Annotated in this window: 11 protein-coding genes; 8 read left to right on the forward strand and 3 right to left on the reverse strand. The window is 66.4% G+C overall.

Annotation, left to right across the window (positions count from 1 at the left end):
• The first annotated feature begins 144 nt into the window (after window positions 1-144).
• The 7 genes from ACZ1J6_RS12965 to ACZ1J6_RS12995 all read left to right on the forward strand — a co-directional run bounded on the left by ACZ1J6_RS12965 (window position 145) and on the right by ACZ1J6_RS12995 (window position 10,780).
• Window positions 145-3,270: a response regulator gene (locus ACZ1J6_RS12965; protein WP_431566879.1), complete on the forward strand. Its 3,126-nt coding sequence runs from the start codon at window positions 145-147 to the stop codon at window positions 3,268-3,270.
• On the forward strand, window positions 3,267-4,139 hold the full coding sequence (locus ACZ1J6_RS12970; RefSeq protein WP_431566880.1) for a CheR family methyltransferase: 873 nt from the start codon (window positions 3,267-3,269) through the stop codon (window positions 4,137-4,139). The genes ACZ1J6_RS12965 and ACZ1J6_RS12970 overlap by 4 nt, the downstream gene beginning before the upstream one ends.
• Window positions 4,129-6,036 (forward strand): response regulator, encoded by a 1,908-nt coding sequence (locus ACZ1J6_RS12975; protein ID WP_431566881.1) that lies wholly within the window; start codon window positions 4,129-4,131, stop codon window positions 6,034-6,036. Before ACZ1J6_RS12970 ends, ACZ1J6_RS12975 begins: the two co-directional genes overlap by 11 nt.
• 95 nt (window positions 6,037-6,131) lie before the next feature.
• Window positions 6,132-6,281: a hypothetical protein gene (locus ACZ1J6_RS12980; RefSeq protein WP_021235825.1), complete on the forward strand. Its 150-nt coding sequence runs from the start codon at window positions 6,132-6,134 to the stop codon at window positions 6,279-6,281.
• Between the two features lie 60 nt (window positions 6,282-6,341).
• Entirely contained in the window at window positions 6,342-6,824 is a 483-nt protein-coding gene (locus ACZ1J6_RS12985; protein WP_431566882.1) for a low molecular weight protein-tyrosine-phosphatase, read from the forward strand.
• A gap of 179 nt (window positions 6,825-7,003) precedes the next feature.
• Window positions 7,004-7,786 carry a phosphoribosylaminoimidazolesuccinocarboxamide synthase gene (gene purC / locus ACZ1J6_RS12990; RefSeq protein ID WP_132263291.1) on the forward strand — a complete coding sequence of 261 codons (783 nt, stop codon included), beginning with the start codon at window positions 7,004-7,006 and terminating at the stop codon, window positions 7,784-7,786.
• A gap of 138 nt (window positions 7,787-7,924) precedes the next feature.
• Window positions 7,925-10,780 carry a M16 family metallopeptidase gene (locus tag ACZ1J6_RS12995; protein ID WP_431566883.1) on the forward strand — a complete coding sequence of 952 codons (2,856 nt, stop codon included), beginning with the start codon at window positions 7,925-7,927 and terminating at the stop codon, window positions 10,778-10,780.
• A 52-nt stretch (window positions 10,781-10,832) separates the two neighbouring features.
• On the opposite strand, the gene ACZ1J6_RS13000 is transcribed toward ACZ1J6_RS12995, so the two are convergent.
• Together ACZ1J6_RS13000 and ACZ1J6_RS13005 are read right to left on the reverse strand one after the other, a co-directional pair.
• Window positions 10,833-11,711, reverse strand: coding sequence for an isocitrate lyase/PEP mutase family protein (locus ACZ1J6_RS13000; protein ID WP_134093102.1), 879 nt, complete (start codon window positions 11,709-11,711; stop codon window positions 10,833-10,835).
• A 113-nt stretch (window positions 11,712-11,824) separates the two neighbouring features.
• A complete protein-coding gene (locus ACZ1J6_RS13005) occupies window positions 11,825-12,529 on the reverse strand; it encodes an HAD hydrolase-like protein (RefSeq protein WP_431566884.1) in 705 nt (234 codons plus the stop codon).
• Between the two features lie 59 nt (window positions 12,530-12,588).
• Between ACZ1J6_RS13005 and glmU the strand changes: the two genes are divergently transcribed.
• Complete coding sequence (gene glmU / locus ACZ1J6_RS13010; protein WP_134093104.1) at window positions 12,589-13,959, forward strand: bifunctional UDP-N-acetylglucosamine diphosphorylase/glucosamine-1-phosphate N-acetyltransferase GlmU; 1,371 nt, start codon at window positions 12,589-12,591, stop codon at window positions 13,957-13,959.
• A gap of 57 nt (window positions 13,960-14,016) precedes the next feature.
• Here glmU and ACZ1J6_RS13015 read toward each other — a convergent pair whose 3' ends face one another.
• Window positions 14,017-14,751: a tetratricopeptide repeat protein gene (locus ACZ1J6_RS13015; protein ID WP_431566885.1), complete on the reverse strand. Its 735-nt coding sequence runs from the start codon at window positions 14,749-14,751 to the stop codon at window positions 14,017-14,019.
• Window positions 14,752-14,780: the final 29 nt, after the last annotated feature.

Below are 14,780 nucleotides of genomic sequence, written 5' to 3' on the forward strand. Positions count from 1 at the left end.
TCTTGGGTAATATAAGATTTATCACGTTCCCTCGGGAACCGATGGAACCCTGCCTGCGTTCAACCTCCCGATCCGGGGACCGCCCTTGAAGTTTGGGGGGAGGAGCGGTCCGCCTGCAGCCGGCGTTTCCCCTTGAGATTCATAATGTCGCCCAGCAAGGCTTTCAGTCCTCACGTCCAGCTAGCGCTCGTCATTATCATTACCCTGGGGCTCTGCCTCCTGATCGACGCCACCATTCCCCTGGGAACGGGGGTGAGCGTTCTCTACCTGCTGCCCACGGTGATCGCCTTTGTCGCCCGCCGCCCGGTGACGCCGCTGCTGGCCGCCATCTCCGGGATCGGCTGCACCATCGTCGCCTATTTCATGGCGCCGCAGGGGCTGGGCCTGGAAGTGGCGATGACGAACCGCGCCTTGTCGGGCATCACCAATATCCTGCTGGCGGTCATCGGTTTCTTCCTCATCCGCTACCGTAACGACAACCGTCACCAGCAATGGCTGCGCGAAAGCGAGACGGACCTGGCGCGGGCCACAGCCGGCAGCATCGCGCTGGACGAACTGGGCAGCCGCACCCTCTCCTTCCTGGCCGAGCGCTTCGGCGCGATCGCCGGCGCCCTCTACGTCAAGGACGATGGCGCCTTCCGCAAGATCGCCACATATGGCGTGCCGGCCGGAGCCACCGTTCCCGAGCGCATGGAGCCGGGCGAGAGCCTGCTCGGCGAAGTCATGCGCCATGGCCGCACCACCACCATCGCCCGCGTTCCGGCAGGCTACCTCTCGTTCGGAACCGCGCTCGGCCAGGCAACGCCGGCCCGGCTGGTGCTGGGCGCGCCCCACGTCGACGGTACGGTCAATGCCGTGGTCGAACTCGGTTTCCTCGACACGCCGGAAGCGCGGCCGGAAGACCTCGCCGCCTTCCTCGATCTCGTCGGCAGTTCGCTCGGCATCACCCTGCGTTCGGCCAAGTATCGCGCCCGCCTGGAACACCTGCTTTCGGAGACCCAGCAGCAGGCCGAGGAACTCCAGAACCAGAGCGAGGAACTGCGCGCCACCAACGACGAACTGGAAGCGCAGAGCAAGCTGCTGCTTCACTCTCAGACCCAGCTCGAAGAGCAGCAGGCCGAGCTGGAGCGCAGCAATTCGCAGCTCGAGGAACAGGCCCAGTCGCTCGAAGCTCAGCGCGATGAACTGACCCGTTCGCAGACCCGCCTGCGCAGCCAGACGGACGAGTTGGAACAGGCGAGCCGCTACAAGTCCGAATTCCTCGCCAATATGAGCCACGAACTGCGTACGCCGCTCAATTCGCTGCTCATCATGGCCCGCCTCCTGGCCGACAATCGCCAGGGCAACCTCTCGGGCGAGCAGGTCCGTTATGCCGAGACCATCGAATCTTCCGGCAACGATCTGCTGACGCTGATCAACGACGTGCTCGACATTTCCAAGATCGAGGCCGGGCGGCTCGAACTGGAACCGCACCGCGTGCCGATGGACGCCATGCTCGGCAAGCTGGAGAACACTTTCTCCGCCGCAGCCTCGGGCAAGGGCCTGTCGCTGACGATGCATGCGGCCGAGGGCGTGACCGAGATCGAGACCGACCCGCTGCGGCTGGAGCAGGTGCTCAAGAACTTCCTCTCCAACGCCATCAAGTTCACCTCGCAGGGCGAAGTCTCGCTCGTCGTCGCGCGGGCCGCGAAAGGCCGCATCGCCTTCGCGGTGCGCGACACCGGCCCCGGCATTCCCACGGACCAGCAGGACGCGATCTTCGAGGCCTTCCGCCAGGCGGACGGCGGCATCGCCCGCAAGTACGGCGGCACCGGGCTGGGCCTGTCGATCTCCCGCGAACTGGCGCACTTGCTCGGCGGCACCATCACGGTGGACAGCACGCCCGGCACGGGCAGCGTGTTCACTCTGGAACTGCCCGAGACCTTCACGCCCGGCGATACCGCCAGCACCCCGCTGATCCCGGGCCGGTCCAGCCCCACGCCCACCCCGGCCGCATCGCAGACGACAGCCCCCGCGACCCGCCGCGGCCCTGCTCCTTCCGACGACCGCGAGACGCTTTCGGGTGATTCCCGCGTCATCCTGATCGTCGAGGATGACCCCGCTTTTGCCCGGATTCTCAGTGATCTGGCGCATGAAGTGGGCTTCGAATGCCTGATCGCGGGCACGGCCGACGAAGGCGCCCTGCTCGCCCGGCAATATCTGCCGCAGGCGGTGATCCTGGACATGCACCTGCCCGACCACACCGGGCTTTCCGTGCTCGACCGCATCAAGCGCGACACCCGCACGCGCCACATCCCCGTCCACATCGTCTCTGCCGATCACGACGACCATGCCGCGCTGGCCAGCGGCGCGGTGGGCTATCTGTTCAAGCCGGTCAGCCGCGACACGCTGGTAGGCATGCTGGAGGGCCTCGAAGCCCGCATGGACCAACGCCTGCGCCGCGTGCTGGTGGTGGAGGACGACCCCCGCCAGGCCGAGGCGATCCACCTCCTCCTCGCCTCGCGCGATGTCGAGACCGTGGACGTCCAGAGCGCCGCCGACTGCCTTGCCCGCCTTGGCGAGGAAACCTTCGACTGCATGGTGCTGGATCTCAACCTGCCCGACATGTCCGGTCTCGACCTGCTCGAACGTCTCTCCCACGACGAGAGCGTCGGCTTCCCGCCGGTGATCGTCTATACCGGCCGCGAACTCTCCGAAGAGGAAGAGATGCGGCTGCGGCGCTATTCCAAGTCGATCATCGTCAAGGGCGCCAAGAGCCCCGAGCGCCTGCTCGACGAAGTGACGCTGTTCCTGCACCAGGTCGTGTCCGAGATGCCGGACGAGAAGCAGCAGCTCCTCGCCCGCTCGCTGGGCCGCGATGCCGCGCTGGAAGGCCGCCAGATCCTGGTGGTGGAAGACGACATCCGCAACATCTACGCCCTCACCTCGGTGCTCGAACCGCATGGCGTCCACGTCCGCATCGCCCGTAACGGCATCGAGGCTCTGAACGAACTCGCCCGCGTCGCGGACAGCGATATCCGCGACAGCGGCGGGGTCGGTGTCGACCTGGTGCTGATGGACGTGATGATGCCGGAAATGGACGGCCTCGCCTGCACGCGCGAAATCCGCAAGAACCCGCAGTGGAAGGGCCTGCCGATCATCGCCCTCACCGCCAAGGCCATGGAACGCGACCATCGCGAGTGCCTGGAAGCCGGCGCCAACGACTATCTCTCCAAGCCGCTAGACGTCGACAAGCTGCTCAGCCTCGTCCGCGTGTGGATGCCGCGATGAAACTCCTTGGACGGCGCGCCGTCGAAGCGGTGGAGGATATCGAGGTAGACCTCCTCATCGAGGCGATCTGGCGGCGATACCAGTACGATTTCCGGGACTATTCCCGCGCCTCGCTGCTGCGCCGGCTGCAGCGGGCGCAATCCCATTTCGGCTATCCGCACCTCTCCAGCCTGCTCGATCGGATTCTCCACGATCCCGAGAGCCTCAACGTCCTGATCGGTTTCCTGACCATCCAGGTCAGCGAGATGTTCCGCGACCCCGAGTATTTCCGGGCCATCCGCGAACAGGTCATCCCGCATCTGCGCACCTGGCCCTCGATCAAGGTCTGGGTGGCCGGCTGCGCCAATGGCGAGGAATTCTACTCGCTGGCCATCCTGTTCCGCGAGGAAGGGCTGGAAGAACGCACCTTGTTCTACTGCACCGACATCAACCCCGCCGCCCTCGCCAAGGCGGAAGCCGGGGTCTACGAGATCGACCGGATCGCAGGCTTTTCCCGCAATTATCACGAGGCAGGCGGCCAGGGGTCGCTTGCGGACTATTACACCGCGAACTACGGCGTGGCCCGGTTCGACCCGACCCTGCGCCGCCGCGCGGTCTTCGCCGACCACAATCTGGCGAGCGACGCCGTGTTCTCCGAGGTTCAACTGGTGTCCAGCCGCAACGTGCTGATCTATTTCGACAGGGCGCTTCAGGACCGCGCGCTCGGCCTGTTCGCGCAGTCCCTTCCGCCCGGCGGATTCCTGGGGCTTGGCTCGAAGGAAACCGTGCACTTCTCCGCAGAGGGCGATAGCTTCGCCGAGTTCGCGCCAATGGAAAAGATCTGGCGACGCACCAAACACGACGTCCAGGAGGCCGCCTTTGCTGAATGAGCCGCTCAAGATCCTGGCCGTGGACGATATCCGGGAGAACCTGCTCGTCCTGGAAGCCGCGCTCGACCAGCCGGGTGTCGAACTCGTCACCGTCTCGTCCGGCTTCGAGGCGCTCGAAGCCATGCTGCGCGACGATTTCGCGCTGGCCCTGCTCGACGTGATGATGCCCGAGATGGACGGCTTCGAACTGGCCGAACTGATGCGCGGTACAGAGCGTACCCGCGCCGTCCCCATCATCTTCCTGACCGCGCTCGCCACCGACGAACGCCGCCGGTTCCGTGGCTACGAAGCCGGGGCCGTCGATTACCTGCTCAAGCCGCTCGACATGGTCGAGCTGAACTCCAAGGTCGCGGTCTTCGTCGAACTCGCCCGCCAGCGCCGCGAGATCGCACGCCAGCGCGACGAACTCGGCCTCGCGCTCGGTCGCCTGCGCGCGCACGGCGACAATTCGCCGCTCGCCGTGCTGGAGATCGACGCCAACTTGCGGATCGTCAGCTGGTATCGCAGCGCGGAGCGCGAGATCGGCTTCTCCGCGCAGGACGTGCTCGGCCTGAAAGTGGAGGAAGCCCCCTTCCTGGCCCCGGCCGACCGCGCGCGCTTCGTCGAAGGCATGCGCGCCCTGCTCGGCGGGGAAGATCGCCGCGAAACGCAGGAGCACCGCTTCCTGCGGGCCGACAAGGCTCTGCGCGAAGGCGAATGGTACTGTTCCTCGCTGGCGGGCACGGGCTCGCGCGGGGCCAGCGTGATGATCGAACTGCTCGACGTGACCGAGCGCCACCGCGCCGAGGAAACGCAGCGCCTGCTGATCGGCGAGCTGAACCACCGCGTGAAGAACACGCTGGCCACAGTGCAGGCCATCGCCTCGCAGGGGTTCCGCCATGCCCGTTCGGCGGAGGAATTCCAGCAATCGTTCGGTGGGCGCCTGCAGTCTCTCGCCCGCGCCCATTCGCTCCTCAGCGCCACGACCTGGGAACCCGCCAGCCTGCGCCGGCTCATCGCGGACCAGGTGGCGATCGGCGCCGTGAGCGAGGAACGGCTGCGCCTGGCCGGACCCGACGTGGACCTGCCGCCCGAACTCGCCTTGCGTTTTTCGCTGATCCTCCATGAGCTGGCCACCAACGCGCACAAGTACGGCGCTTTGTCCAACGAGACCGGCACGGTCGCGCTCGACTGGTCGCTGACGCGCCATGTCCTCTCGCTCACATGGAGCGAACGGGGCGGTCCGCCGGTCGTCGCGCCGCAGCGCCGGGGCTTCGGCTCGACCCTCATCGAAAGCAGCATGGCTGCCGACGGCGCCCGCATCAGCGCCGAATATGCCCCCGAAGGCGTGCGCTGGCACCTGGTACTGCCGCTGGCCGACGATGCCGCACTCGAACCGCCACCGCTCCTGGTAAGCGAAACTGCTGGCGGCGCGCCCGCCGCGGCGATCCATGAGGCCGCTGGCCCTCAGTCTGTTATCTCCCTGGCCGCTGACTCAATGTCGGCCGACGCCCTCGCCGTCGATGCGGCGGCACACCGCCCGAGCCCGCAGGGCCTGCGGGTGCTGATCGTCGAGGACGAGCCGCTGGTGGCCATGGAACTGATGATGGAGATCGAGGACTCGGGCGCCATCGCTCTCGGCCCTGCCACGTCCTGCGAACAGGCCATTGCCATGATCCGCGAGACCGGCCCCGACCTCGCCCTCCTGGACGGCAACCTGAATGGCGAGCGAATCGACGCCGTGGCGGACGAACTGGCAGCAAGGTCCACGCCCTTCGCCTTCGTCAGCGGCTACGACCGTCAGCACCTGCCCAAGGACCACAGCGAGCGGCCCATGCTGGGCAAGCCCTTCCTGGGCCGGGAAGTCGGCGCCATGGTCCGCCAGCTCGCCGAAGAGGCCGGCGCCCTCGCCCGCTGAACCTCGGACAACGGCTCCGCGGCGCGCGGAAAAGGAAACTTTCCGCGCGTCCTAGGGTTTATTCTCAGGAATGATCCCTAGAAATGGAGCCGCCAATGGCCCTGACGCAAGACAGCACTTATCGCTCGGAACGGATCTGGACGCCGCGCGCGCCGCTCGATCCCGGCCTGCGCCGCCGCTTCCATGGCCCCATCCAGCCGATGGACCAGCCCACTTTCCTCGAACGCCTGTTCGGGCATCGCTGACCCCGGACCACCCTCCAAACGCATTTGAGATCGGCACCGACCGCCTGTAGGCTAGGCGCCATGTCCGTAGTGCCTCCAGCGTCCATCCTTTTCGTCTGCCTCGGCAATATCTGCCGCTCCCCAGTTGCCGAAGCGGCGCTTCGCGAGGCGGCGGACGAAGCGGGACTGGACCTCGATATCGACTCTGCCGGGACCGGCGCCTGGCATATCGGCAAAGGCCCCGACCCGCGCTCCTGCGCCGAGGCGCTCCGCCACGGCATCGATATCTCATCCTATCGCGCCAGGCAGGTCAAAGCCGACGACTTCCGCAGATTCGACCGCATCGTCGCGCTGGACGCCAGCAATCTCGCGAATTTGAGGCGCATCGCCCCTGCCGGCCATTCCGCCCGCCTTTCGCTCCTCCTGGACCATGTGCCCGGACTGGAAGGGCAGGACGTGGAAGATCCCTATTATGGCGGCCCCGAAGGCTTCGAGACGACCTGGCGTCAGGTGCGCGAGGCGGCCCGCAATCTCGTGGCGGAAATCGCCGGATCGGGCCGCTGACCCCGGCGTACGGATAGCTCTGGAGCGATCCGCCGATGGGCGCCCCTGCCGGACGGGCCCAACCGGTTTGCTTTTACCCCTGCTTCCATTATATGCCCGCTCGAACGCCCCGGCCCGCGGTCGCCCGACGTCCTACAAGCCGGGGTTTGCTCTTTATACAGTTTCAAGGACGAACACGCATGTCCCGTCGCCGCCAGATCTACGAGGGCAAGGCCAAGATCCTCTACGAAGGCCCTGAACCCGGCACCCTGATTCAGTATTTCAAGGACGATGCCACTGCGTTCAACGCGCAGAAAAAGGGCACGATCCAGGGCAAGGGCGTGATCAACAACCGCATCAGCGAGTACGTGTTCACGCGCCTGAATCACATTGGCGTGCCCAACCACTTCATCCGCCGCCTCAACATGCGCGAGCAGCTCGTCCGCCAGGTCGAGATCATCCCGATCGAGGTCGTGGTGCGCAATGTGGCGGCCGGTTCGATCTCGAAGCGCCTGGGCATTCCTGAGGGCGAGCCCCTGCCGCACACGCTGATCGAATATTACTACAAGGACGATGCGCTGGGCGATCCGATGATCGCCGAAGAGCACATCGCCTGCTTCGGCTGGGCCACCAACGAAGAGATGCAGGACATCTCGGCGATGGCGATCCGCGTGAACGACTTCATGTGCGGCATGTTCGCGGCGATCAACATTCGCCTCGTGGACTTCAAGCTCGAATTCGGCCGCATCTGGGACGGCGACTACAGCCGCGTGATCCTGGCGGACGAGATCAGCCCTGACGGCTGCCGCCTGTGGGACATGTTCACCGGCGAAAAGCTGGACAAGGACCGCTTCCGCCGCGACCTCGGCGGTGAAGAAGAGGCCTACCAGGAAGTCGCGCGCCGCCTCGGCCTGCTGCAGGACGACAACGGCCCGAGCGAAGTGCTCGACCTGTCGAAGCACCGCAAGCTGCGCGGCAAGTAAGTCTCGCAGGACCTTGAAAAGAGCCCGGCCGCCACGAGGCGCGCCGGGCTCTTTTCGTTTGCCCGTTGTCCGCCTCGCCAGGATAGCGGAAGGCCGCAGCCTCTTGTTATCAGCGACTTGGTGAGGCACTCCCGCGCGATGCGGAAGATTCTCCTCACCGCCCTGCTCTTTGCCGCGCCGCTCGGCGCATCGGCCCGAGAGGCCGTGCCGCGCGCCGAGAGAGCCGGCACCAACGACACCAGCTGGGCCTTCGAAAAGAGCGACATCCCGCTCGATTCCGAGTTCCGCTTCGGGCGCCTCGCCAACGGCATGCGCTATATCGTGCGGCGCAATGCCACCCCCGTCGGAACCGCCGTGGTGCGGATGGAAGTCGCCGCCGGCTCGCTCGACGAGCATGACGACGAACAGGGCTTCGCGCATTTCGTGGAGCACATGGCCTTCAACGGCAGCAAGCGCGTGCCCGAAGGTCAGATGATCCCTCTTCTCGAACGCGACGGCCTGGCTTTCGGCGCGGACACCAATGCCTCCACCAGCTTCGAACGCACCGTCTACAAGCTGGACCTGCCGCGCAGCGACGCCGCCCTTCTCGACACGGCGCTCATGCTCATGCGCGAGACCGCGGGCGAGCTGACGATCTCGCAAGCCGCGATCGACCGCGAGCGCGGCGTGATCCTTTCGGAAATGCGCGATCGCAACACCTTCGCCTTGCGCAACACCATCGATTCGACGCGCTTCTTCTACCCCCGCGCGCTCTATTCCAGCCGCTTCCCCATCGGCACCGTCGCCACGCTCAATGCCGCCAACGCACAGAACCTGCGCGCGTTCTATGCGCGCGAATATGTTCCAGGCCATGTCATCCTGGTCATCGTCGGAGACTTCGATCCGGCAGCGGTCGAGGCCGGGATCGTGCGCCACTTCGGAGACTGGCAGGGTCCGCAGGCCGAGCTGCAGCCCGATGCCGGGCCGGTGGATGCCAAGGATCGCAAGCGCACCGGCATCTGGGTCGATCCCGCACTGTCGGAACGGCTGACCATCCAGCGCAACGGCGCCTGGCTGGACGAGCCCGACACGATCGCCCAGCGGCAGGAGAACCTGCTGCGCTCGATCGGCTACGCCATCGTCAACCGCCGCCTGCAGCGCCTTTCGCGCAGTGCCCAGCCCCCATTCCGCGGCGCCGGCTTCGGCACGGGAGACGTTTTCGAAACCGCTCGCTCCACCCGCCTCATCATCGACAGCGTGGACGGCAAATGGGCGGACGGCGTGGCCGCCGTCGCCCGCGAGTATCGCCGCGCCCTGGCGCACGGTTTCAGCGCCGCCGAAGTCTCCGAACAGCTCGCCCAATTGCGCAGTTCGCTCGTCGATGCGGCCGGTTCGGCGAATACCCGCAGCAATGCGGTGCTGGCGGCTATCGCGCTGGCGCTCGTCGACGATCGGCTGGTGCCCTCCACGCCGGCCTCCGGGCTCGAACGCTTCGAGGCTTTTGCGCCCCGGATCACGCCCAAGGCCGTGCTGGCCGCTGTCCGGCGCGAGGCGCTGGCGCTCGACAAGCCCCTGATCCGCTTCGAGGGCCGCAAGGCGCCGGACGGCGGCGAACCAGCCCTGCGCAGCGCCTGGCAGCAAGCCATGCGCGGCCCCGTGCCTCGCGAAAACGCGGCCGCAGCCGCGAACTTCGGCTATACCGCCTTCGGCACGCCCGGCGCGGTCGTCAGCGATACCCGCGATCCCCTGCTGGGCATTCGCGAGCTGCGTTTTTCCAACGGCGTCATGCTCAATCTCAAGCAGACCGAACTGGAAAAGGATCGCGTGCGCGTCAGCCTCTCCATCGACGGTGGCGACATGCTGGAGACGCGGGACGACCCCCTGGCCACGGATATGGTGGGCTGGCTCGAAAAGGGCGGCCTCGGCAAGCACAGCCGCGACGATCTGGACAGCATCATGGCGGGCCATACGCTGGGCTTCGGCCTGTCGAGCAGCACGGCCAGTTTCGACGCACAGACGGTCACCACCCCGCGCGACCTGGAACTGCAACTTCAGCTGCTCACCGCCCTGGTCACCGATCCCGGATACCGCGCAGAGGGTGAAGTGCAGTACCGCCAGCAGGTGAACAACACTTTCGCCCGGCTTCGCGCCACGCCGTCCTCGGCGATGAGCGCGGATCTTGGCCGCATCGTTTCCGACAACGACCCGCGCTTCAGCCTCCAGCCGGTCGAGACCTATCGGCGGCTGACTTATGCCCGGCTGCAGAAGAGCATTTCGGATCGCCTTGCCCATGGCGCCGTGGAAGTGGGCCTCGTCGGCGATTTCGACGAGGACAAGGCCATCGCCTTCGTGGCCGGGACGCTGGGCGCTCTCCCGCCGCGTGAAGCGGCGTTCCGGGCTTATGACGAACAGCCGCAGCGCACCTTCACGGCAGACCGCAGCGCCCGGGTGGTTCGCCACACCGGCCCTGCCGATCAGGCCCTGTTGCGGCTGACCTGGCCCACGCGCGACGATTCGGACCCGCTCGACACGCTCAGGCTGGAAATGCTCGAGCGTGTCGTCCGCATCGAGCTGACCGACAGTCTGCGCGAAGCCCTGGGCAAGGCCTATTCACCCTCGGCCGGCAGCTCGCTGTCGCATTACTGGAAGGGTTACGGCACGTTCGCCATCGCCGCCTCGATCGACGTTGCCGACGTTCCCGCCAGCCGCGAGGCGATCCGCAAGGTCCTGCTCGATCTCCGCGCCGCGCCCGTCAGCGACGACGTGCTGCAGCGCGCCCGCGCCCCCCTGCTCGAAGCCTACCAGAACGCACTGAAAGGCAACGCGACCTGGCTCTCGCTGGTCGACCGCGCGCAGAGCCAGCCCGACCGCATCGCCCGCTTCACCCAGGCCCGCGAGCGGCTGATCAGGATCACGGCCGGAGACCTCCAGACGATGGCACAGCGCTATCTCGATCCGAACGAGGGCCTGGAGGTCCTGGCCTTGCCCGAGGGCGCCGAATCGCCCAGGCCTTGAGGGATCGGGCTTTAAGCGCCCGCCCGAACTGCAAGGCCAGTGCAGCCCCCCTCTAGCGCGCGTGGTTGGGGCGGGTGGGCCGGCCGGTGCGCTCCGCCCATTCGGCGATGAGGTCGTCGTAGAGGCTTTGGTCGATCAGGTCGTATTTTTCCGGGAAGTTGGTGAAAGCGTTCATCGCGCTTTTCACCGCGCCGGTTTCCATCAGCTCGCGGGCCATGGCAAGATGGCCCACCGCAGCCGAGACCCAGCCCCAGGCGGTGGAGAGGGTGAAGGCCGTGTCAGGCAGGTTGAAGCCCAGCGTGCAGACCGGGATGGTCATGTGCGGGATCACTTCGGCCTGCTGCTCGGGCGGTGCGCTGGCGAAGACGATGGCATCGGCGCCGGCCTCGGCATAAGCGTGGCCGCGGCGGATGGCTTCCTCGACCGATCCGCCCCCGCCGCCGCCATTGGCGCTGGTATAGAGTTCGTCGCAGCGCGCGATGATGACCAGACCGGAATCACCCCGTCCCTTCACCCCGGCCTCGATTCGCAGCTGCATGTCCTCGACCGAACAGAGACCGTTCACATGCTTGGAATGCTTGGGATTGACCTCGTCCTCGACATGGTAGCCCGCGATCCCGGCCGCGGCGTAACGGCGCGTGAAATGATAGGCGTCGGCCACCGTCTCGCCCAGGGTATCCGCGTCGACGATGAGCGGGATGTCGATGGCCTGCGCGATCCGGGCGGACTGCTCGATCATCTCGACCTGGCTGAACACGCCGTTGTCCGGCACCGCATAATGAAACGCCGAGCAGGCATGGCCGCCAAGATAGGCCGCCTTGAAGCCGACATGCTCGACGATGCGCCCGGTCAGGGCCGAATAGGCCTCGGCCGCGACGAAGTGCTCACCGTTCTCGATCAGCGCGCGCAGTTTCTCACCCGGCGTCGGCATCGCGTTTCTCTCCCGCTCTTGTCGAGCGAGGGCTCGCACGATTGCCGGGAGCGGACAAGCCGCCCGGTATGCCCAGGGCCGCCGGCGCCCCGCTTATCGGCGGGGCGTTGCGATCACACCGCTTCCGCGGCCGCGCCGATGCGTTCGAGCGTGGGGATCAGTTCGTCGAAGTGGTCGATCACGGCGGCCGCGCCAAGCTCCTGCGCCGGGCGATCGTTGAAGCCGAAGCTCACTGCCACGCAGGGAATGCCCGCAGCGGCCGCCGCGCCGGTATCGTATGTGGTATCGCCGACGAAGGCCGCGCGGATGGGCCTGTCGGCGCTGCCGGCCCGCTCCAGCATGAGTTCGATCAGATCCGGTTTCGGCTTGGCCCGGCCGGGGCCGAGCGTATCGCCGCCGATCACCGTGAAGAAATGATGCGAAAGGCCCAGCTCCGCGAATATCTTCACGGCCAGGTGCTCCAGCTTGTTGGTCACCACCGCGATCCTGACGCCGCGCGCCGCCAGCCCCTGGAGCATGGCCTCTCCGCCCGGATAGAGCCGGGTCTGCACGGCGACATGGTCGCTGTAGAAATCGATCAGCGCCTGGTGCAGCGCGCTTAGCCGCGCGTCCGAAACCGGACCGCCGGTGACTTCCAGCCCCCGGGCCAGCATCTTCTTGGCGCCGCCGCCCACAAGGTCGCGCACGGCATCGAAGGGAATCGCCGGGCGCCCCTCCAGAGACAAGGCATGGTTGAGGGCTACGGCCAGATCGCCGAGCGAATCCAGCAGGGTTCCGTCCAGATCGAAACCGACGATATCGAAAGGGAAGTCCGTCATTCCCCGATCAGTGGCTTGTCGCTGTGGAAACCGCAACAATTTGCTGGCAAGTGATGCACATGGTCGAACATTCAACGCCCCTCGCTATCGTCGTTCTCGCTGCCGGCAAGGGCACTCGCATGAAGAGTGACTTGCACAAGGTTCTCCATCCCATAGCCGCGCGGCCGATGCTGGAACACCTGCTCGAAAGTGCAGCAGCGCTGGCGCCAGAGCGGCAGGTGGTGGTGGCCGGGCACGGCCGCGAACAGCTGGAAAAGGCCCTTGGCGGCCGCGCGGCGATTGCCGTTCAGGAACCCCAGCTCGGCACCGGACATGCGGTGCAGCAGGCCGAAACGGCGCTTTCGGGATTCGCGGGCGACGTGCTGATTCTCTACGGCGACGTGCCTTTCGTCAGCACCGCAACGATGCGCGCGATGATCGACCGGCTCCATGCCGACGATTCGCCGGCCGTCGTCGTGCTCGGGTTCGAGCCGGACGAGCCGCTGCAATATGGCCGCGTGCTCGCCCATGACGACGGGCGCATCGCGATGATGGTGGAATACAAGGACGCCACCGAAGAGCAGCGCGCCTGCCGCCTCTGCAATTCCGGGCTGATGGCAGTGAAGTCGGCAGACCTGTTCGACCTGCTCGCCCGTGTCGGCAACGACAATGCCCAGGGCGAATATTACCTGGTCGACATCGTCAATGTGGCGACGCTCGAAGGACGGGCCTGCGCGGTGATCGTCACGCCGGATCCCGATGAAGTGGGCGGCATCAACAGCCGCGGCGAACTGGCCGAGGCCGAAGCCCGCTGGCAGGCCCGGCGCCGCATCGCCGCCATGGCGGACGGCGTGACCCTGATCGCACCCGAAACGGTGTTCTTCGCCTGGGACACCGTGCTCGGCCGCGATGTCACCATCGAGCCCAACGTGGTCTTTGCCCCCGGCGTGACCGTGGCGGACAATGTCGTCATCCACGCCTTTTCGCACCTCGAAGGCGCGACCCTCGAAAGCGGTGTCGCCATCGGTCCCTACGCCAGGCTGCGCCCCGGCGCGGTGCTGCGCAAGGGCGCCAAGGTCGGCAACTTCGTCGAAGTGAAGAACGCCGAACTGGGCGAAGGCGCCAAGGCCAACCACCTGACTTACGTGGGCGATGCCACGATCGGCGCCAAGGCCAACCTCGGCGCAGGCACCATCACCTGCAATTACGACGGCTACTTCAAGCACCGGACCGTCATCGGCGAGCGCGCCTTCATCGGCTCGAACAGCGCCCTCGTCGCCCCGGTCAAGATCGGTGCCGACGCCATCGTCGCGGCCGGCAGCACGGTCACCCGCGACGTCGCTGACGGCGAGCTGCGGCTGGTGCGCGGCGAACAACTGGTCAAGCCCGGCTGGGCCGACCGTTTCCACGATGCGATGAAGAAGAAAAAAGCCGAAAAGTCGGCAGGCTGATGCGAAAACGGGCGGTCATGGACCGCCCGTCGTCATGTCTGCGAGGAAACCGGCCGATCAGGCGCCGATGGCCTGCTTCTGGGCGATGAAGTCCAGTTCGCTCTTGGCGCCGGCGTTGCTCGGATCGTAATCGAGCGACTGGCGGAACAGCTTGGCGGCATCGTCCAACTGGCCCATCTCGATCTTGTTGTAGCCCATCCCGCGCAGCGCGCGCGCCGCCACCGATGCGTCAGTACCCTTGGCGTCCTTGTCCACCAGCGCCCAGGCATGGGAGAACAGATCGTAAGAGCGCTGCCATTCACGGCGGGACTTGAACAGTTCCGCATATTCGTTGGCGAAATGCGCATTGTCCGGCGCCAGCTCCGTGGCGCGCCGCAGCTCGCCCTCGGCAAGGTCGCCCCGGCCGAGATCGACGAGCGCGAAGCCCTTGCCAAAGTGCGCATCGCAGACGGCGCTGCTCACCGCGACCGCCTTGCCCGCGGCCACCGGCGCATCCGCAGCCTGGGACTGGCAGAGCCGCGGGCGGGCATCGCCGCTCAGCGCCTGCTCGCTGGCCAGGATCACCGAATCGAACATCTTTACCGCCTGCGCGGGCTTGCCGGCACGGATCAGGGCAAAGCCCTTGCTGACGCCGTTCTGGCTCTCGACATGAAGCGCCGTGTTCACCACCGCGGCACTGCCGCCGATGTCACGCGCGAAAGCAGCTCCGGAACCGGCCGTAGCGACCATCCCGACAACAGCACCGGCCAGACCGATAGAAGTAAATGAAACCGACTTCTTGATGAAGTTCATCGGCCGATCCTCTCCAGGAACATCCTCTC

Source organism: Novosphingobium sp. BL-S-21 (genome assembly GCF_055521655.1).

Excerpts from the sequence above, each read along its gene's own strand:
- ACZ1J6_RS13000 (WP_134093102.1), bottom strand. The coding sequence starts at position 11,711 with ATGCCGACGCCGGGTGAGAAACTGCGCGCGCTGATCGAGAACGGTGAG.
- ACZ1J6_RS13005 (WP_431566884.1), bottom strand. The coding sequence starts at position 12,529 with ATGACGGACTTCCCTTTCGATATCGTCGGTTTCGATCTGGACGGAACC.
- ACZ1J6_RS12970 (WP_431566880.1), top strand. The coding sequence starts at position 3,267 with ATGAAACTCCTTGGACGGCGCGCCGTCGAAGCGGTGGAGGATATCGAG.
- glmU (WP_134093104.1), top strand. The coding sequence starts at position 12,589 with ATGGTCGAACATTCAACGCCCCTCGCTATCGTCGTTCTCGCTGCCGGC.
- ACZ1J6_RS12980 (WP_021235825.1), top strand. The coding sequence starts at position 6,132 with ATGGCCCTGACGCAAGACAGCACTTATCGCTCGGAACGGATCTGGACG.
- purC (WP_132263291.1), top strand. The coding sequence starts at position 7,004 with ATGTCCCGTCGCCGCCAGATCTACGAGGGCAAGGCCAAGATCCTCTAC.
- ACZ1J6_RS12965 (WP_431566879.1), top strand. The coding sequence starts at position 145 with ATGTCGCCCAGCAAGGCTTTCAGTCCTCACGTCCAGCTAGCGCTCGTC.
- ACZ1J6_RS12995 (WP_431566883.1), top strand. The coding sequence starts at position 7,925 with ATGCGGAAGATTCTCCTCACCGCCCTGCTCTTTGCCGCGCCGCTCGGC.
- ACZ1J6_RS13015 (WP_431566885.1), bottom strand. The coding sequence starts at position 14,751 with ATGAACTTCATCAAGAAGTCGGTTTCATTTACTTCTATCGGTCTGGCC.
- ACZ1J6_RS12985 (WP_431566882.1), top strand. The coding sequence starts at position 6,342 with ATGTCCGTAGTGCCTCCAGCGTCCATCCTTTTCGTCTGCCTCGGCAAT.